We start from the raw sequence: 17,060 nt of genomic DNA on the forward strand, positions 1-17,060 counted from the left end.
AGAACCAGATGACTCGCAAGAACCCATCGTTCCGCATCAGCCTGCTCGCCACCGCGGTTGCCGTGACCCTCGCCGCCCCCGCAGCGATGGCCGCCAGCACCACCAAGCTGGAGACCCGTGAGGCGCCCAGCGCCGCCACCGCCGCAGCGCCAGGCGCGCGACTGATCGTCACCTACCGCAATGCCGCGGCACCCCAATCCGTCAAGTTGCGCACCGTCAACAACGCCGCCGCGCGCAGCCGCTCGATGACCGCCGCATCGGCACGCACCGGCAGCAAGGCCCCGTCGGCGACGCTGATGCGCAAGCTTGCCGTTGGCGCCGACCTCATCCGCCTGGACCGCAAGCTTGGCTCGACCGAGCTCAACAACCTGGTGCGCGAGCTGAAGGCCGACCCGGCCGTCGCATCCGTCGAAATCGACGAAATGATGCAGCACACCGGCACGGCACGCATCAAGACGGACATGCAGCCCCAGCTGACGCCCGACGACCAGTACTACGCCCAGTACAACTGGCACCTGCAGGACAACGCGGGCGGCATCCGCGCCCCGGCCGCGTGGGATGTCTCCACCGGCGAGGGCGTGGTCGTGGCGGTGATCGACACCGGCATCGTCGAGCATCCGGATATGGACGCGAACATGCTGTTCGGCTACGACTTCATCAGCGACAAGGATGTTTCACGACGTCCAACCGATGAGCGCGTACCCGGCGCGCACGACTACGGCGACTGGAACGATGATCCGGCCGAGTGCCAGGTGGGCGAAAGCTCCTTCCACGGCACCCACGTCGCTGGCACGGTTGCCGAGCTGACCAACAACGGTATCGGCATGGCCGGTATTGCCCATAACGCCAAGGTCCTTCCGATCCGTGCCCTGGGCCGCTGCGGCGGCTACACCTCCGATATCGCCGACGCCATCGTCTGGGCGGCCGGCGGCGAAGTCCCCGGCGTGCCGACCAACCCCAACCCGGCCGAGATCATCAACATGAGCCTGGGTGGATCGGGCTCTTGCAAAGCGATCAGCCAGACGGCGATCAACCAGGCCGTCGCACTGGGCACCACCGTCGTGGTCGCCGCAGGCAACAGCAACTCGGAAGTTGCGAACTTCAGTCCTGCCAGCTGCGACAACGTGATTTCCGTCGCCGCCGGCCGGATCACCGGCGGACGCGCGTCCTACTCCAACTACGGCGCCAAGATCGACCTGACCGGCCCCGGCGGCGGCGGCGGCGTGGACGGCAACCCCAACGGTTACGTCTGGCAGGCGGCCAACGACTCGGCAACCTCACCGGAAGAAGGCCAGCCCACCTACATGGGCATGGCCGGTACCTCTATGGCGTCCCCGCACGTGGCCGGCGTTGCCGCGCTGGTCCAGAGCGCGGTGGTAGCCGCCGGCGGCGCGCCCAAGACCCCCGCCGAGCTGGAAGCGATCCTGGTCCAGAGCGCGCGTGCGTTCCCGGCCACCCCGGACAAGCCGATCGGCAGCGGACTGCTGGATGCCCCGGCCGCCCTGGCCAAGGCAATGGAAGTCCCGTGTGATCCGGACGTCGAGGAGTGCGCACCCGACGCGATCGAACTTAGCAACATGGTTCCGGTCGGCAACCTGTCGGGCACCTCGGGCAGCGAGACCCTCTTCAGCTTCGAGGTTCCGGCGGGCACCAAGCTGTTCAACCTGATGACCTACGGCGGCACCGGCAACGCCAGTGTCTATGTCAGCGCCGATGAAGCCCCCTCGGCCGACGCGTATGGCTACAAGTCGACCCGCCCGGGCAACAACGAGACCGTCCGCGTCAGCAACCCGGAAGCGACCACGTACTACATCCTCGTGACCGGCAGCTACAACGGCATGACGATCCAGGCTCGCGCGAACTGATCCAGAAGCACCGTAGCTAAAACGAGACCCCGGCTCCGGCCGGGGTTTTTTTTGCGCGCAAGGACGGCCGTGCCGGCTCGGATACACTTCCCGCACCTTCGTTGATAAGGACGGCCGTCCATGCGCCAGTGCGTGTCTGCTTCCTCCCTCCTGGGTGCGCTCCTGCTGCTCTCGGGCTGCCAGCACATGGCGACGGTGCCGGTCGGGCAGTCCACCGGGCAGGTCGACAGGGCGCACAGCAAGGCCGTGGTTGCCGATGACAACCTGCACGCCGTGACCTGGATGCAGACCTCAGCCGAGTACCGGGCCAACTCGATCCAAACCTATCGCGCGGCGCTGGCGCAGCTGGGTGCCGCCTTGGCCGACCCGCAGTGGGACGCCCTGGTACCGTCGGACCGCGTTGTGCCGGCCGCCGGCCTGAAGCCGGCGGTGGTGGTCGACATCGACGAGACCGTGCTGGACAACTCGCCCTACCAGGTCCGGCTGATCCGTTCCGGGCTCGCGTATGACGATGCAACGTGGGCGCAATGGGTCGCCGAGCAGAGCGCACGCCCGGTGCCCGGAGCCGTCGAGTTCGCCCAGGCCGCCGATGCGCTCGGCATCACCCTCATCTACCTCTCCAACCGCACCCTGGACCAGCGCACGGCCAGCCTGGCCAACCTGCGCGCGGTCGGATTCCCGGTTGCCGACGAGTCGGTGTATCTCGGCAAGGGCATGCCCGTCGAGGGCTGCCAGCAGGCCTCGGGCAGCGAGAAACATTGCCGCCGCCAATGGGTCAGCCGGAAATACCGCGTGCTGATGCAGTTCGGCGACCAGCTGGGCGACTTCGTCCAGCCAAGCCCCAATACGACGGAGAACCGCGCCGAGTTGATGCGACGCTACGGCAGCTGGTTTGGCGAGCGCTGGTGGATGCTGGCCAACCCGAGCTATGGCGACTGGCAGCCGGCCCTGTTCAACAACGATTGGAGCCTGCCCCCGGAAGCACAACGTGCGGCCAAACAGCGTGCACTGGATGCGCGCGACTGATCCAGCAGCGCTCGCTGCAGGTCAATCGGCCATTTCGCGACCGGCTTGGCTTGTGGGCCGCGCCAGCGACTCCGATGATGGCGGATTGCGACTGGGGAGCCGCAACTGATGACCCTGATACGACGCAGCATTTCCGCGTCCACGCCCTACACGGCGGCGATCGTGATGGCCGCGGCCATTATTGCCGGCGGTTGCAACCGCCATGCGGAGCCGGCAGCCGTTGCTGGCACCGGCGACACGCCCGTGGCAGCCGTCCAGCAGCTGGTCAAGGACCTGCGTGGGAACGATCTGGTGGCGTACGCCGAACACGCGCTGCCGCCGAAGCTGCATCAGGATGTCGCGATGGCCTGGTCGGAAGGCCGCACTACATGGCCGCTGTCGGAGCTGCCGTTGAGCGAGCAACTGCCCGGCTTCATCGTCACCTTGGCCGAACCCGACGCCGAGAAGACCCTGCTTGCCGCCTTCCACCGCCAGTTTTTCCGCGCCGACCGCGAACTGCGCACCGCCGCGTCAACGCTGGGGCTGTTCGCAGCGCAGTACGTGGAACACAGCAACAACTACAGCGACGCCGAGCGGGAACACTACGTGCAGTTGATCGTCGCACTCAGCACCTGGGGATCGAATGCCCCGCTGTCGGATCCCGCCTTGGCCAAGGCCGCCGTGCCGCAGCTGGTGGCCGCGGCGCGGCTGACCGGCCTGGGTCAGGCCGGGGCACTGCGCCAGGCGGGAATGGAGCGCAGCTTGACGCGGCTGGGCCCCTTTCTGGCCCGATTGAAGACTGTTCTTGACACGTATGGGCTGGATATCGATGGCGCCCTGGATGGCGCCCAGATCCGCCTGATCGAGCAAACCGGCGACACCGCTCAGGTGAGCCTTGCCTACACCCTGGCAGGCGAGACGATCGACGCGCAGATCATGCTGGAGCGACGGGAGGGCCGCTGGTATCTCAGCAACCTGCTGCGCCATGCGCAGGAACAGGCGGCCACTCCCTCCCCCTTGGCCACGCCGGCGGGACCTGACGCCCTGTCAAAGCCCCTCCGGCACTGATACGCGGTCGCAGACAGCGAACCGGCATAATGGCGCCAATGCCTAACCAGCCCCCCCTGCCATTCTCCTCGGAGGATCAATCGGCACCCGACGACGCCGCGGCGCCCCGCAGCGACGGGGCCGGCCACCAACCGCCCGGCGCGCCCGAGTCCACCAGCGCGTTCGAGCCGGGCGCAACCATGGGTGGCGATTCCGTTTCGGTGAATCCAGAGAACGCCCGCGTACCTGCCCTGGCCCGCGCCGCCGGCCGGCGGCCCTGGTGGGCGCGGCTGCTGGGAGGGCTGCTGTCGCCGTGGATATCCCTGACGGTAGAGCCGGCCAACCCGCTCAGCCATGCACCGCAACTGGCCGAGAAGCCGGTGTGCTACGTCATCGAGCACTACGGGATGTCCAACGCCCTGATCCTGGACCAGGCCTGCCGCAGCCAAGGCCTGCCCTCGCCACTGCGGCCGCTGCCAGGCGACCCGCTGGGCCGCAAGCGCGCCTATGTCGCCCTGTCGCGACGCAACGCAAGCGCATTGGGACCTTTGCAGCACCCGCTCAGCCCGCAACAACCCACCTCCAAGAGCCACTCCACCTCGCTGGCGCGTCTGCTCGATGCGCATCGCGATGACCCGGCACTGGACGTGCAACTCGTACCGGTTTCGATCTTCGTCGGCCGCGCGCCGGACAAGACCAGTGGCTGGTTCTCGGTGCTGTTCTCGGAAAACTGGGCGCTGGTGGGCCGCTTCCGCCGTTTCCTGGCGATCCTTCTCAACGGCCGCAGCACCACCGTGCGATTTGCCCCGCCGATAAGTCTGCGCGGGATCATTGCCGAGGACCTGCCGGCCGAACGCACCGTGCGCAAGCTCTCGCGCGTGCTGCGCACGCACTTCCGCCGCATCCGCGCCGCGGTGATCGGGCCCGACCTGTCAACCCGGCGCCTGCTGGTGGACAAGGTGCTGGCCACCGACTCGGTCAAGGACGCAATTGCCGACCAGGCACGGCGCGACAACTCCACGCCCGGCGAAGCGTGGAAGAAGGCCCATGGCTACGCCTATGAGATCGCCGCCGACTACTCACACCCCGTGGTCCGTTCCGCCAGCTTCCTGCTCACACCGGTGTGGAACCGGATTTACCGCGGCGTGCTGGTCCACCATCTGGACAAGCTCAAGCAGGCCGCGCCCGGCCATGAAGTGATCTACGTGCCCTGCCACCGCAGCCACATGGATTACCTGCTGTTGAGCTACCTGCTCTACACCCGCGGCATCGTGCCGCCGCATATCGTCGCCGGCATCAACCTCAACCTGCCAGTCATCGGCACCCTGCTGCGCAAGGGCGGCGCCTTCTTCATCCGCCGCAGCATCCGCGGCAGCGCGCTCTACTCCACCGTGCTCAGCGAATACGTCGCCAAGCTGGTGTCGGGTGGCTACTCCATCGAGTACTTCGTCGAGGGCGGGCGCTCACGCACCGGCCGCCTGTTGCCGCCCAAGGGCGGGATGGTGTCGATGACGGTGCGTGCCTTCCTGCGCCAGCCCACCCGCCCGGTGCTGTTCCAGCCCGTCTACATCGGCTACGAGAAGCTGATGGAAGGCAACAGTTACCTGGACGAGCTGTCGGGCAAGCCGAAGAAGGGCGAGTCGGTCTGGCAGTTGCTGGGCGGCATCCCCAAGGTGCTGCGCTCCAACTACGGCCAGGTGGTGGTCAACTTCGGCGAACCGATCAAGCTCGACGAGGTGCTGGCCGAGCACGCACCTGAATGGGACGGCAAGTCGCTGGGCGACGACGAGAAGCCGGCGTGGCTGTCGGGGGCGGTCGACTCTCTGGCCCAGCGCATCCAGGTCAACGTCAACCGCGCCGCCGACGTCAATCCGATCAACCTGCTGGCATTGGCGCTGCTGTCCACGCCCAAGCATGCAATGGGCGAAGGCGACCTGCTGGCCCAGATCGCCCTGTCAAAGACACTACTGGCCGAACTGCCCTACTCCGACCGCACGACCGTCACCCCGCATACGCCGGCGCAGATCATCGCCCACGGCGAGGACATCGGCGTGCTGACCCGCACCGCCCATCCGTTGGGCGACGTGCTGCTCGTGGCCGGCGACCAGGCGGTCCTGCTGAGCTATTTCCGCAACAACGTGGTGCATCTGTTCACCGCGACCTCGTGGATCGCCTGCTGTTTCCAGAACAACCGGCGGATGGCTCAGGAAAGCGTCCTGCGACTGGGCCGCAGCGTTTACCCGTTCCTGCAAGCCGAGCTGTTCCTGCCCTGGAGCGAGGAAGAGTTCGTCCAGCGCCTGACCCGCACCATCGATGTGTTCGTGCGTGAGGGCCTGCTGGAGCGGGTCAACGACGAGGAAGGCGGCATCCTTGCCCGCAACGCCGGCCAGACCGACGAGGTGTTCCGTCTGCGCGCCATCGGCCACTCGTTGCAACAGGCGTTTGAGCGCTACTACATCACCATCTCGGTGCTGGTGAAAAACGGCAGCGGTACGCTGTCCACCGGCCAGCTGGAGAGCCTGTGCCAACTGGCCGCGCAGCGGCTGAGCCTGCTGTACGCGCCGGCGGCTCCGGAGTTCTTCGACAAGACCCTGTTCCGCGGCTTCATCCAGAAGCTGCGCGAGTTGGGGCTGGTCCGGCTGGACGAGAATGCCAAGCTCGTTTTCGAGCTGCCACTGGAGGCGTGGGCACGCGATGCGCGATTCATCCTGGGCCGGGAACTGCGCCACAGCATCGAGAAGGTGAGCCCGGAAGCGGCACGATCGGACGAGGATCCCGCGGCCACAGAATGACTGCGGTGCACGCCTTGCCGGCGTATTTTGCCGGCGCAACTGAACGGCGCTAGGATGAACCGTGGCGATCGGCACAGTCGCGAGCCGAATGCTGGAAGTAGTCATTGAAGTACACCCGACGCGACCCCTGACCGAGGTTGCCGCATGTCGCCTTCATCGCCTGCTCCATCGCCCCGGACCCAGCCCCCGTCCAGCCCACGCCCCGCACCCGCCACCTCCGTTCTGGACACCGCGCCACAGCAGCTTGTTGCGGGCCTGCTGGGCAAGGCTGACATCCAGATCAACGGCAACCGTCCTTGGGACATGCAGCTGCATGACCCGGCCGCGCTGGAGCGTGCGCTGGCCGAAGGCAACCTCGGCCTCGGCGAGGCCTACATGGCCGGCGCGTGGGACTGCGAACAACTGGATGTCTTTTTCGAGCGCCTGTTGAGCGCGCACCTGGATCGCGAAGTCCACCCTGCCCGCATCGCCTGGCATGCGCTGCAGGTACGTATGTTCAACCGCCAGAACCGCACCCGTGCCTGGCAGGTCGGCAAGGCCCATTACGATCTGGGCAACGATTTCTACGAGGCCATGCTCGACCCTCGCATGGTCTATTCCTGCGGTTACTGGAAGGACGCGACGGACCTGGCCTCCGCGCAGGAGGCCAAGCTCGAGCTGATCTGCCGCAAGCTTGGGCTGCAACCGGGGATGCGGGTGCTGGACATCGGCTGCGGTTGGGGCAGTTTCATGGGCTACGCCGCCGAGCGCTATGGCGTGCAATGCATCGGGGTGACCGTGTCCACCGAGCAGACGCGCTACGCGCAGGAGCGGTATGCCGGTCTGCCCATGGAATTCCGCCTCCAGGACTACCGCGAGCTGGACGGCGACACCCTCGGCGGCCGGGTGGACCGCATCGTCAGCGTCGGCATGTTCGAGCACGTGGGCCACAAGAACCACCGCGAATACATGCAGGTCGCCCAGCGCTGCCTGGCTTCCGACGGCCTGTTCCTGCTGCACACGATCGGCAAGAACGAGCGCGATGCCACGCCGGACCGTTGGATCGACAAGCACATCTTTCCCAATGGCGAGACGCCCTCTATCGGCCAGATCGGTGATGCCATCGATGGGCTGTTCGTGGCCGAGGACATGCACAATTTCGGCGCCGACTACGATCGCACGCTAATGGCCTGGCACGCCAACTTCGAGGCCGCCTGGCCGCGCTTCGCCGACAAGCTGGACGGCCCCTTCCAGCGCAAGTGGCGCTATTACCTGCTCTCGTGCGCAGGCGCGTTCCGGGCACGGGAGCTGCAGCTGTGGCAGTGGGTGCTCTCGCCCGAGGGCGCGGTGGAGGGCTATCCCCGGGTCAGCTGAGCGGACCGTCCGTCTCGCGCACCCTGATGCGGGCATCTCCTTCCAGGCGGGCCGGTAGAATGCCCGGTCCGATGTCGCAAGACCCGCACGCCCCAACCTGGATTCCGCCCCCATGTTTTTCCGCAACCTGACCCTGTTCCGCTTCCCCACTTCCACCAAACTTGATGACCTCGACGCCGGCCTGCAGGAGTGCGCACTCAAGCCGGTCGGCGCGCTGGAACTGTCATCGCGCGGCTTCGTATCGCCGATCGGGCGTGATGGCGAAGAACTCTCGCAGCGCCAGGGCGACGCGATCTGGCTGACCGTGGGCGGCGAGGATCGGCTGCTGCCCGGCGCCGTGGTCAACGACATGCTGGCCCGCAAGCTGGAGGAGATCGAGCAGACCGAAGGCCGCAAGCCCGGCGGCCGCACCCGCAAGCGCCTCAAGGACGAGCTGATCACCGAGCTCATGCCGCGGGCCTTCATCAAGCCCAGCCGCACCGATGCGCTGCTGGATCTGGAACACGGGATCGTCGTGGTCGACAGCTCCAGCCGCAAGAGCGCGGAGAACGTGTGCTCGGAGATCCGCCGCGCGCTGGGCAGCTTCCCGGCGATGCCGCTCAACCCGGAAATCGCGCCGCGCTCGATCCTGACCGGCTGGGTTGCCGGGGAGCCGCTTCCCGACGGCCTGACCATCGGCGATGAGTGCGAGCTGCGCGATCCGGCCGACCAGGGTGCGGTGGTCAAGGTGCAGCGCATGGAACTCGACAACGAGGAGATCGCCAAACACCTGGAAACCGGCAAGCAGGTCACCCGCCTGGCGCTGACCCTGGATGACCATGTGTCCTTCGTCCTGGGCGAGGACCTGATCGTGCGCAAGTTCAAGCTGCTCGACGGCGCGGTGGACCAGCTGGAGTCCACCGACCACGACGACGTGCGCGCGGAGATGGAAGCCCGCTTCGTGCTCATGAGTGGGGAGGTCAAGCGCCTGTTCGCAGTGCTGCAGTCGGCCTTCAAGCTCAGCGCGGCGGACTGACGCACGGACCGCAGGCGCCGCCGTGCTCCGTCGCCTGCAAACCCTGGCCTGCGCCAAGCGACCACCCGCGCGGCGTTCGGTGCAGCGCGACACGTTCGAGCTGACCCTGGACGACGGCCAGTCGCTGGAAGTGGAGCGCCGCCGGGATCCCCGGGCGCGCCGGATCAAGCTCTCGGTCAGCGACCGCGGCGTGCGTCTGACGCTACCGCCGCGGGCCAGCGCCAGCGCCGCGGCGCGCTTCGCTCACGAACACCGGCAATGGCTGGCGCTGCAACTGGAGCGGCACACGCGCGACGTTCCGCCGCCATTGCAGCGTGACATCTCCGCCTCGCTCCCCTTGCGCGATACCCAGCATCCGCTGCGATGGGAACGCGGCCGGTTCACCCGGGTCGAGCTGGCGTCCGACGACGGGCTGGTATTCCTGCTGCCCGAGCGCGCCGGACCGGCGGCGCAGGCGCGGGCCTTGCGGGATTTCTACGAAGGCGAAGCGCGCGCCGACCTTGCCCGCTGGCTGCCGGACTACCTGGACGGGCTGCCACGCGCACCGCGCCAGTTCCGGTTCAAGTTGATGTCCTCGCGCTGGGGCTCTCTGGCGCCCGACGACTCCGTCGCCCTGGACCTGTCACTCGTGCTCGCACGGCCTTCGGCCTACCGCTATGTGCTGGTGCACGAACTTTGCCACCTCCTCCAGGCCAACCACTCGGCCGCGTTCTGGGCCGAGGTGGAGACGCGGATGCCGCGCTGGCGTGAGGAGCGCGAGTACCTGCGACTGCACGGCTCACGGCTGAAGGCGACGATGCGCTCGCTGCTGGCGCCCACCACCGACGCAGCCTAGGCGGGCGACGCTGCCAGCATTGCCCTTGGCGCCGCCGAAGCGCGCCGATCACACGACGCGGAAGAAGTCCGCGAACACCGCAGCCACCTCGGCCGGCTGCTCCATGTGCACATGATGGCCGCCCGGCATGGTGGTCAGTCGCGCGTCGCGCAGGCAATCGAATCGCGCCCGCCGCTGCTCTTCGGGGAAATAGACCTGCGCCGGCTCGGCGTAGAGCACCTGCGTCGGGCACTCCACCGCGCGCAACAACTCGCGCACCTGCTCCTCGCTGATGCGGATCGCCGTCGGCCGCGTGAGGCGTGGATCGCTGCGCCAGCTGAAACCCCGGGGACCGCCCTCACCACGTACCGGTACCAGGCCCCGATCGACCAGCAGGCTCGCCGCGTCGGGCTGGATATCCCCGGCCTGCAAACGCGCGCGGACGGCGGCGGCCGGATCGGGGAATACGCGCAACGGCTTACGCGGGCGGCCGGGGCGTGCGAAGGCCTCGCGCAGGGATTCGACGTGGCGCCCCTGCTCGGCCGACAGCGCGCCCAGTGCCTCTATCGTTCCCAAGCGCTGGATCCGCTGTGGCGCGGCGGCGGCCATCAGGCTCGCCACCGCACCGCCCAGGGAGTGGCCGAGCAGCGCGAACTCGTCCCAGCCCAGTGCATCGGCTGCCGCAAACACCGACCGCGCCATGGCGACCACGGTGTATTCGGCGGCTTCGGGAAAGTGGTCGCTGGCGCCGTGGCCGGGCATGTCCAGGGCGACCAGTTCAATGCTCGGCAAATGCGCATGCAGCGGGATGAAGCTGGCGGCGTTGTCCAACCAGCCGTGCAAGGCCAGCACCCGGGGGACCGTCCGGCCGGCGGGCGAAGCGCGCAAACCGGCCAAGCGGCCCAACCGGGTGTCAAGGACGAACTCGTGCAGACGATTCACGCCGGGGCCAGCGGCCACGCGTCCAGGCCGCGCCGCGCCACCCCGGCGATGACACCCGCATGCGCCGGCGAATCGTTGAGGCAGGGAATGTAGCGAAGCGTGCCACCGCGCGCGGCGACCTCCGCGGCCAGCTCCATGGAGATCTCCTCCAGCGTCTCCAGGCAGTCGGCCGCAAACCCGGGCGCGACCACGTCGATTCGCTGCACACCCCGCTCCCCCAGGGCCGCCAGCGCGGTGGTCGTCGCCGGCTCCAGCCAACGCTCCGCACCAAAGCGCGACTGGTAACTGATCGTCCACTCATGCGGCTCCAGCTCCAGCGCCTTGGCGATGGCCTGGGCGCCCGCTTCGGACTGGCGCTGGTATGGATCGCCGTTGCGGATGACCCGCTTGGGCAGGCCGTGGAAGGAGAACACCAGGTGATCACCGGCGCCGTTGCGGTCGCGATGGTCGCGGATCGAGTCGGCAATCGCAGCCACCCAAGCCGGGTCCACGTGGTAGTCATCGACCATGCGCACCTGCATCGCGGTCTCGCGCGCCAGCACGTCGCCCACGGTCGCCGTCGTGGTGGTGGAGTACTGCGGGTACAGCGGCAGGCCGAGCACCCGGCGGATGCCGCGAGCGCGCAGGTCGTCCAGCACCTTGGTCAGCGACGGATTGCCGTAGCGCATCGCGTCCACAACCAGTACATCCGGCATTTCGCGCTGGACGCCCTCGGCCAGGCGACGGGTGTAGACCGCCAACGGAGAACCGCCGTCCAGCCACACGCTGGCGTACTTGAGTGCCACCTTGGGTGAGCGGCGCGGCAGGATAATGCCGTGCAGAAGCGGCAGCCAGAACAGTCGCGGCAGTGCCACCACGCGGCGGTCCGACAGGAACTCGCCCAGGTAGCGGCGCACCGCCTCCGCGGTGGGCGCGTCGGGCGTGCCAAGATTGACCAGCACGACGGCGGTATCGGGGGACGGGGGAGCGGATTCAGTCATCCGTATAGGATGCCAGCTGCGGGTGGTTCCCACATGATTCATCGCCGCGTCACTAGCCTGAGGAACGCTCCAGCAAGAACTTCGACGCCCTCGCGCGGTCGATGTGAATGTACCGGCACCCCTCGGGTTCCATCCGTATCCCAGTTTCCGGAGTCCTCCATGTCGATAGTCCCCCGCCTTGCCGTGATCCTGCTCGCGCTCGCCGTGGCCGTCCCCGCCGTTGCCGGGGTGACCGAAGACGAGCGCGCCCGCAACGCGGTGCGCGTGCTCAACGAGATCCAGGCCATTCCGGAGTCCGGCATCCCGGATGTGATGCTCGACCAGGCCAAGGCCATCGTGGTGGTGCCCGATACGCTGAAGATCGGTCTGGTGCTGGGCGGCCGCCGCGGCCACGGCCTGGTGTCGATCAAGACCCCGCAGGGCACATGGTCGAACCCCTCGTTCGTCAAGCTCACCGGCGCCAGCATCGGCTTCCAGGCCGGCGTGCAGTCCTCCGACGTGGTTCTGGTGTTCACCAGCCAGCGCGGTCTGGACTCGATCGTCAACGGCAAGCTGACCCTGGGCGCCGATGCCAGCGTGGCCGCCGGGCCGGTCGGCCGTACCACCGGGCTGGCGACCGATGGCGGCCTCAAGGCGGAGATCTGGTCATGGTCGCGCGCGCGCGGCCTGTTCGCCGGCGTTGCGCTTGACGGTGCCGTGCTCAGCATCGATGACGCCGCTAACCAGAACGTTTACGGAGGCGGCACCACGCCGCGGATGATCTTCGAGGACCGCGCTGGCCAGCGCGCCTCCGATGCCGTGGTCGGCTTCCGTGACCAGCTTGAGGAAGCCACCGCGACCGCACGCGCAGCGCGCCAACACGAGCCGGCCCGTGCGCCGGCCGCCGGCGCTAATGCTCCTGCTCCGGCACCACTGCCGCCCGGTCCGCAGTACAACGCCCCGCTGAACGCGCCTCTCGATGCACCGACGCAGCCGCAGCCGTTCGAGCCCGTGGACAGCCCGCAGCCGCCGGCAATCCACACCGAGCCTCTGCCGCCCAACGGGTAAACGTCCGCACTGATCGGCAGTCGCCGGTAATTGCGGGTATTCTGGAAGCTCTGGTTCTTCTGCGGACACGTCGATGGGTAGTATGAGTATTGGGCACTGGGTAGTCGTGCTGTTGATCGTGGTACTGGTGTTTGGCACCAAGCGCCTGAAGAACGTCGGCAAGGACCTCGGTGAGGCCGTGAAGGGCTTCAAGAAGGGCGTGCACGACGATGACGATATCGATGCCAACCGCCCGCCGGCCCGCCTGGGCGATGACGCCCGTCGCGATGAGCCGTCCGCCCGCCGGCCCGCGGACGTGCGCGACGACGAGCAGATTCCGCGCTGAGCGCGGAGTGCCTCTGATCCGGGTGTGAACCCCGGCGGCCTGACATGTTTGACATCGGCTTTTCCGAGCTTTTCGTCGTCGCGATCGTCGCCCTCATGGTGCTCGGTCCGGAACGGCTGCCGCGTGCGGCGCGTTTCACCGGTCTATGGGTGCGCCGTGCGCGCGCGCAGTGGTACTCGGTCAAGTCCGAACTGGAACGCGAGCTGGCCGACGACGAGCTGAAAAAAAGCCTCGTGCGGACCCGCGACGAGCTGCGCGAGCTGGGCAACGAACTGCAGAGCCATGGGCGCGAACTGCAGGATGACCTGCGCCGCGAAGGCAAGGGCATCGAGCAATCGGTGAAAGACGCGGTCGCTCCGGTCACCAAAAGCGCGACCGGCACTGTGGCGCCCGCCATCGCGCAGGATCCAGGCCAAGACGCTGACAAAGCCCCAGCCGAAGCGGCCGCTACCCCCACCGCTCCGGTTTCGCGCCCATGAGCACGAATCCGGCCGACACGCCCCGTGACCCGATGGACGACGACACCGAGGCCGCACCACGCCTGATCGACCATCTGATCGAGCTGCGCGGGCGCCTGTTGCGCGCCGTGACCGGGCTGCTGGCAGTGCTGGTGCTGCTGCTGCCCTTCGGCAACAAGCTATACGCTGCGCTCGCTGCTCCCCTGCTGGCCAAGCTGCCACCGGGTGGTCAGCTGATCGCGGTCGAGGTGGCCAGCCCGTTCTTTGCACCATTGAAGCTGGCGTTTTTCGCCGCCTTGATGATCTCGATGCCCTGGCTGCTGTACCAGGCATGGGCGTTCGTCGCCCCGGGCCTGTACCAGCGCGAGAAGCGCCTGGCAGTGCCGCTGCTCGCATCGTCGGTGGCCCTGTTCTATGCCGGCTGCGCCTTCGCCTTTTTCCTTGTGCTGCCCGCGGTGTTCGGTTTCCTGACCAAGATCGCGCCTGAGGGCGTGGCGATGATGACCGACATCAGCGCCTACCTGGATTTCGTGCTGGTGATCTTCCTGGCCTTCGGCGCCAGCTTCGAGTTGCCCGTTGCGATGGTGATTGCCGCCTTGCTGGGCTGGGTCACTCCGGAACAATTGAAGGAATCGCGTGGCTACGCCGTCGTCGGGATCTTTGTCCTGGCGGCCGTCATCACACCGCCTGATGTGGTCTCCCAGCTGATGCTCGCAGCGCCGATGTGCTTCCTCTACGAGGTGGGCATCATCGCGTCGCGCTGGCTGGTGCGCGGTGACAGGACGGCGGTCGCCAGCGACCCGGAATGACCGCTCCGCTCCAACCGGGCGGCCTGTTGCAGCGCAGCGCCGCCTGGACCCTGGATGCCGCCCTGTGTGGTCCGCTCTCCGTGTTGCTGGCCTGGCCATTTCTTTCCGGTCGTGCCGCCGCGTTTGCACAAAAGATGAATCAGCTGCTGGACGCCTGTGGCCATGCCATGGGCCGGGCAATCATCGACGGCGTGCCGCTGCCGGCGCTGGGAATGACGGTGTTGCAGGATCCCGCGATCCGGGCGACCACGGCCGGGCTGGAGCACGCGTTGTGGGCGCTTGCCTGGCCACCCCTGACTGCGTTCGTCGTGGTGTCGGCGGTTTACCACATCGGTTTCGAAGCCGGCCCATGGCAGTCAACCGCCGGGCAACGGTTGCTGGGGCTGCAGGTCACCGATATCCGGCAGCAACGGCTGCGTCCGGGCCGCGCGCTGTTACGTCATGTCGCCGGCGCGGCATCGTGGTTGACCCTCAACATCGGCCACCTGATGGCCGCCCTCCCGCCCCTGCACCTTGCCCTGCACGACCACCTCAGCGGAACCCGGGTATGGGCTGCCACGTCGCGCATGCCTTCTTGGGCGGTCGCCTGGCTGGCCCTGGTCGGGGCCCTTTCGCTGGGGCTGGGCGCCTGGTGGATCGCAACCGCGATGGCCACGATGCAACTGGCGCTGGAACAATCGCTGCGGTGACGCCGCCCCGGACGCGCGCACCGTCCAGGGCGTGAATCCGCGTTGTCAGGCCGCGACGCCCTCGGTCGCCATCGCCCCTGCGGTTGCTCCGCCACCGCAGACGTCGCGCCACAGGTGGTACATCGCACCAAACATGACCACGTACATCGCCAGCATGCCTGCGATGTACAGGGGGATCGCCAGTACGGCCGCCAGCCACGCGCCGGCAAACTTGCCCAGCAGACCAATCAGCATGGCCAGAAGGATGATTGCGACGGCCACCACGATCATTGCCACGATGGCGGCGATCACGAACACCAGCAGCGGCAACAGGTTCTTGAACGCGCCAACGATGCCGTCGCCGAGCGCGGAAAATACGCCGCGCCGACGCAACACCACCTGGCCCAGCGCGATGGCCTGCACGCCGTAGAACACCAGTCCCACCACCAGCATCGCCACACTCGCAACGCCCATGCCCGCCGGCAGCTGGGTCAGCACCGCCGGGTCGGCGCCGCCTGCGATCGAGGACTGCAGCACCTGCAGGTACCAGCGCACGAATCCGCCGGCAAAGGCCATCAGCACGGCGACCAGGATCACGTACTGCAGCACCACCAGCATCACCATCAGGCCAATCGTGCGCAGGGACGTGGCGAGATCACCGAAGCCGCCGAACACGTCCGTTGCCCGCGCTCCGCTGCCGCTTTCGACTTTGTCCAGCAGGCGCAGGAAGCCCACCACCATCATCGCCATGATCACCAGCACCAGCACACTCATCACTGCCGTGCCAACCATCATGCCGGTGAGACTGTCGCCCATCGTCGCCGCCAAGGCAAGCTGGACGGCGACCCCGGCGAATGCCGCGGCGAGCACCACCACCGTCATCAACGCTGCACCGCCAAAAACTGCGCCGGGACCGTTGCGGCCGACGTTGATTGCGCGCGTCAGCCAGCCGAGGCCGGCCATGGGCCCCATTGCACGAGTGCTCATCGTTCTTCTCTCCCCTTGAATTCATCCCTGCAAGCCCCGCAATACAGGGCAACAAAAGCTCTCCCCCGAGAGCCTGTCCCTTATGGCCGTCAGGCCTCGAAGCCACCAGCGACGGCTTCGGTCACCGGCGCGTCCCCCACCATCTGGCGCCACGCAACATACACCGCGCCGCCCAGCACCGGCAGCAGGATCGCCATCAGCAGCAGCTGCGTGGCGAACATCGCGGCGTGGGCGCCGATGACGAACGCCAGCACTGCGCCCACCAGCTGCAACGCGAGGCTCAGCGCGATCATGCCGATCACCAACAGCACCAACATCACCAGAAACGCGCCCAGATTGCGCAGGCAGGCACGCAGACTCAGCTGCATCGCGGGGAAGGCCTTGCGCGGGGTGAAGATGACCTCGGGAATCGCCACGAAGGTAAAAAATCCGGCCACGACGCCGATCACAACCGCCGCCACCATCCAGCTGAACAACGCGCCCAGCGGCAGTGACTCCACCAATGCCGGATCGGGATTGGTCTGCAGCTCGACCATCACCGCGGAAATGCGCTGCAGCTGCTCCGACCCCACCATCGCCACCAGCAGGATCACCAGCGCGACCATGGCAAGGAACTGCGGCAGCAACATGGCGAGCAGGCGCGGCGCCTTGCCATCGCGCACGCCCTGCAGCAGGTGGCGCGGGCTGGCCGGCAGGCCCCGGTCGACCTCGCGGGCGGCATAGACGATGCCGGCGAACAGGATCGGCCCGGCCACCGCCATCAGGGCGCTCAGCCACACCTGCCCGCCCAGCGAGCCCAGTGCCGACAGCCCCCCCCAGATCAGACCCAGTAGTCCCAGCGTCAAAGGCGCCTTGCGCAGCAATGCAATGCCACCCAGCAACCACTCGGCCCCGGCGCCCATGGGCACCTTGCGAATCTCGTTCATCCCGCTCATCTCCCTGAAACCACTGAT

The 17,060-nt window shown here is 67.5% G+C and carries 16 protein-coding genes; 12 read left to right on the forward strand and 4 right to left on the reverse strand.

Going from position 1 to position 17,060, the window contains the following annotated elements; translation table 11 throughout:
* The first annotated feature begins 8 nt into the window (after nucleotides 1-8).
* The 7 genes from KZ491_RS08775 (at nucleotide 9) to KZ491_RS08805 (ending at nucleotide 9,912) form a co-directional block, all read left to right on the forward strand.
* Nucleotides 9-1,865 (forward strand): S8 family peptidase, encoded by a 1,857-nt coding sequence (locus tag KZ491_RS08775; protein ID WP_222565423.1) that lies wholly within the window; start codon nucleotides 9-11, stop codon nucleotides 1,863-1,865.
* Between the two features lie 120 nt (nucleotides 1,866-1,985).
* Nucleotides 1,986-2,891 carry a 5'-nucleotidase, lipoprotein e(P4) family gene (locus KZ491_RS08780; RefSeq protein WP_222565424.1) on the forward strand — a complete coding sequence of 302 codons (906 nt, stop codon included), beginning with the start codon at nucleotides 1,986-1,988 and terminating at the stop codon, nucleotides 2,889-2,891.
* Nucleotides 2,892-2,999: 108 nt separating this feature from the next.
* Nucleotides 3,000-3,938 carry a hypothetical protein gene (locus KZ491_RS08785; RefSeq protein ID WP_222565425.1) on the forward strand — a complete coding sequence of 313 codons (939 nt, stop codon included), beginning with the start codon at nucleotides 3,000-3,002 and terminating at the stop codon, nucleotides 3,936-3,938.
* 29 nt (nucleotides 3,939-3,967) lie between these two features.
* On the forward strand, nucleotides 3,968-6,709 hold the full coding sequence (gene plsB, locus KZ491_RS08790; protein WP_222565426.1) for a glycerol-3-phosphate 1-O-acyltransferase PlsB: 2,742 nt from the start codon (nucleotides 3,968-3,970) through the stop codon (nucleotides 6,707-6,709).
* A 222-nt stretch (nucleotides 6,710-6,931) separates the two neighbouring features.
* Complete coding sequence (gene cfa / locus KZ491_RS08795; RefSeq protein ID WP_222565561.1) at nucleotides 6,932-8,062, forward strand: cyclopropane fatty acyl phospholipid synthase; 1,131 nt, start codon at nucleotides 6,932-6,934, stop codon at nucleotides 8,060-8,062.
* A gap of 112 nt (nucleotides 8,063-8,174) precedes the next feature.
* Complete coding sequence (locus KZ491_RS08800) at nucleotides 8,175-9,077, forward strand: recombination-associated protein RdgC (protein WP_222565427.1); 903 nt, start codon at nucleotides 8,175-8,177, stop codon at nucleotides 9,075-9,077.
* 22 nt (nucleotides 9,078-9,099) lie between these two features.
* Nucleotides 9,100-9,912, forward strand: a complete 813-nt coding sequence (locus KZ491_RS08805) for a YgjP family zinc-dependent metalloprotease (RefSeq protein WP_343225582.1) — start codon at nucleotides 9,100-9,102, stop codon at nucleotides 9,910-9,912.
* Nucleotides 9,913-9,960: 48 nt separating this feature from the next.
* Here the strand turns inward: KZ491_RS08805 and KZ491_RS08810 are convergent, their stop codons facing one another.
* Nucleotides 9,961-10,833 carry an alpha/beta fold hydrolase gene (locus KZ491_RS08810; protein ID WP_343225583.1) on the reverse strand — a complete coding sequence of 291 codons (873 nt, stop codon included), beginning with the start codon at nucleotides 10,831-10,833 and terminating at the stop codon, nucleotides 9,961-9,963.
* The gene (hemH, locus tag KZ491_RS08815; protein WP_222565428.1) at nucleotides 10,830-11,813 is read right to left on the reverse strand and encodes a ferrochelatase; all 984 of its coding nucleotides are present in this window, start codon (nucleotides 11,811-11,813) and stop codon (nucleotides 10,830-10,832) included. Before hemH ends, KZ491_RS08810 begins: the two co-directional genes overlap by 4 nt.
* 159 nt (nucleotides 11,814-11,972) lie before the next feature.
* Between hemH and KZ491_RS08820 the strand changes: the two genes are divergently transcribed.
* From KZ491_RS08820 to KZ491_RS08840, 5 genes are all read left to right on the forward strand, one after another.
* Complete coding sequence (locus tag KZ491_RS08820; RefSeq protein WP_222565429.1) at nucleotides 11,973-12,860, forward strand: lipid-binding SYLF domain-containing protein; 888 nt, start codon at nucleotides 11,973-11,975, stop codon at nucleotides 12,858-12,860.
* A gap of 73 nt (nucleotides 12,861-12,933) precedes the next feature.
* A complete protein-coding gene (gene tatA, locus KZ491_RS08825) occupies nucleotides 12,934-13,185 on the forward strand; it encodes a Sec-independent protein translocase subunit TatA (RefSeq protein WP_222565430.1) in 252 nt (83 codons plus the stop codon).
* Between the two features lie 44 nt (nucleotides 13,186-13,229).
* The gene (tatB, locus tag KZ491_RS12780; protein WP_246606635.1) at nucleotides 13,230-13,664 is read left to right on the forward strand and encodes a Sec-independent protein translocase protein TatB; all 435 of its coding nucleotides are present in this window, start codon (nucleotides 13,230-13,232) and stop codon (nucleotides 13,662-13,664) included.
* Between the two features lie 32 nt (nucleotides 13,665-13,696).
* Nucleotides 13,697-14,452 (forward strand): twin-arginine translocase subunit TatC, encoded by a 756-nt coding sequence (tatC, locus tag KZ491_RS08835; RefSeq protein ID WP_222565564.1) that lies wholly within the window; start codon nucleotides 13,697-13,699, stop codon nucleotides 14,450-14,452.
* The gene (locus KZ491_RS08840) at nucleotides 14,449-15,141 is read left to right on the forward strand and encodes an RDD family protein (RefSeq protein WP_222565431.1); all 693 of its coding nucleotides are present in this window, start codon (nucleotides 14,449-14,451) and stop codon (nucleotides 15,139-15,141) included. Before tatC ends, KZ491_RS08840 begins: the two co-directional genes overlap by 4 nt.
* 45 nt (nucleotides 15,142-15,186) lie before the next feature.
* On the opposite strand, the gene KZ491_RS08845 is transcribed toward KZ491_RS08840, so the two are convergent.
* Together KZ491_RS08845 and KZ491_RS08850 are read right to left on the reverse strand one after the other, a co-directional pair.
* Nucleotides 15,187-16,107 carry a hypothetical protein gene (locus KZ491_RS08845; protein WP_222565432.1) on the reverse strand — a complete coding sequence of 307 codons (921 nt, stop codon included), beginning with the start codon at nucleotides 16,105-16,107 and terminating at the stop codon, nucleotides 15,187-15,189.
* A gap of 89 nt (nucleotides 16,108-16,196) precedes the next feature.
* The gene (locus tag KZ491_RS08850; protein WP_222565433.1) at nucleotides 16,197-17,033 is read right to left on the reverse strand and encodes a BPSS1780 family membrane protein; all 837 of its coding nucleotides are present in this window, start codon (nucleotides 17,031-17,033) and stop codon (nucleotides 16,197-16,199) included.
* Nucleotides 17,034-17,060: the final 27 nt, after the last annotated feature.

The sequence above is a fragment of the Novilysobacter antarcticus genome (assembly GCF_019802285.1).
Taxonomy (GTDB): Bacteria; Pseudomonadota; Gammaproteobacteria; order Xanthomonadales; family Xanthomonadaceae; genus Novilysobacter; species Novilysobacter antarcticus.

Excerpts from the sequence above, each read along its gene's own strand:
- KZ491_RS08800 (WP_222565427.1), top strand. The coding sequence starts at position 8,175 with ATGTTTTTCCGCAACCTGACCCTGTTCCGCTTCCCCACTTCCACCAAA.
- KZ491_RS08840 (WP_222565431.1), top strand. The coding sequence starts at position 14,449 with ATGACCGCTCCGCTCCAACCGGGCGGCCTGTTGCAGCGCAGCGCCGCC.
- hemH (WP_222565428.1), bottom strand. The coding sequence starts at position 11,813 with ATGACTGAATCCGCTCCCCCGTCCCCCGATACCGCCGTCGTGCTGGTC.
- KZ491_RS08775 (WP_222565423.1), top strand. The coding sequence starts at position 9 with ATGACTCGCAAGAACCCATCGTTCCGCATCAGCCTGCTCGCCACCGCG.
- KZ491_RS08785 (WP_222565425.1), top strand. The coding sequence starts at position 3,000 with ATGACCCTGATACGACGCAGCATTTCCGCGTCCACGCCCTACACGGCG.
- tatB (WP_246606635.1), top strand. The coding sequence starts at position 13,230 with ATGTTTGACATCGGCTTTTCCGAGCTTTTCGTCGTCGCGATCGTCGCC.
- KZ491_RS08820 (WP_222565429.1), top strand. The coding sequence starts at position 11,973 with ATGTCGATAGTCCCCCGCCTTGCCGTGATCCTGCTCGCGCTCGCCGTG.
- KZ491_RS08850 (WP_222565433.1), bottom strand. The coding sequence starts at position 17,033 with ATGAACGAGATTCGCAAGGTGCCCATGGGCGCCGGGGCCGAGTGGTTG.
- KZ491_RS08780 (WP_222565424.1), top strand. The coding sequence starts at position 1,986 with ATGCGCCAGTGCGTGTCTGCTTCCTCCCTCCTGGGTGCGCTCCTGCTG.
- tatC (WP_222565564.1), top strand. The coding sequence starts at position 13,697 with ATGGACGACGACACCGAGGCCGCACCACGCCTGATCGACCATCTGATC.
- tatA (WP_222565430.1), top strand. The coding sequence starts at position 12,934 with ATGGGTAGTATGAGTATTGGGCACTGGGTAGTCGTGCTGTTGATCGTG.
- plsB (WP_222565426.1), top strand. The coding sequence starts at position 3,968 with ATGGCGCCAATGCCTAACCAGCCCCCCCTGCCATTCTCCTCGGAGGAT.
- KZ491_RS08845 (WP_222565432.1), bottom strand. The coding sequence starts at position 16,107 with ATGAGCACTCGTGCAATGGGGCCCATGGCCGGCCTCGGCTGGCTGACG.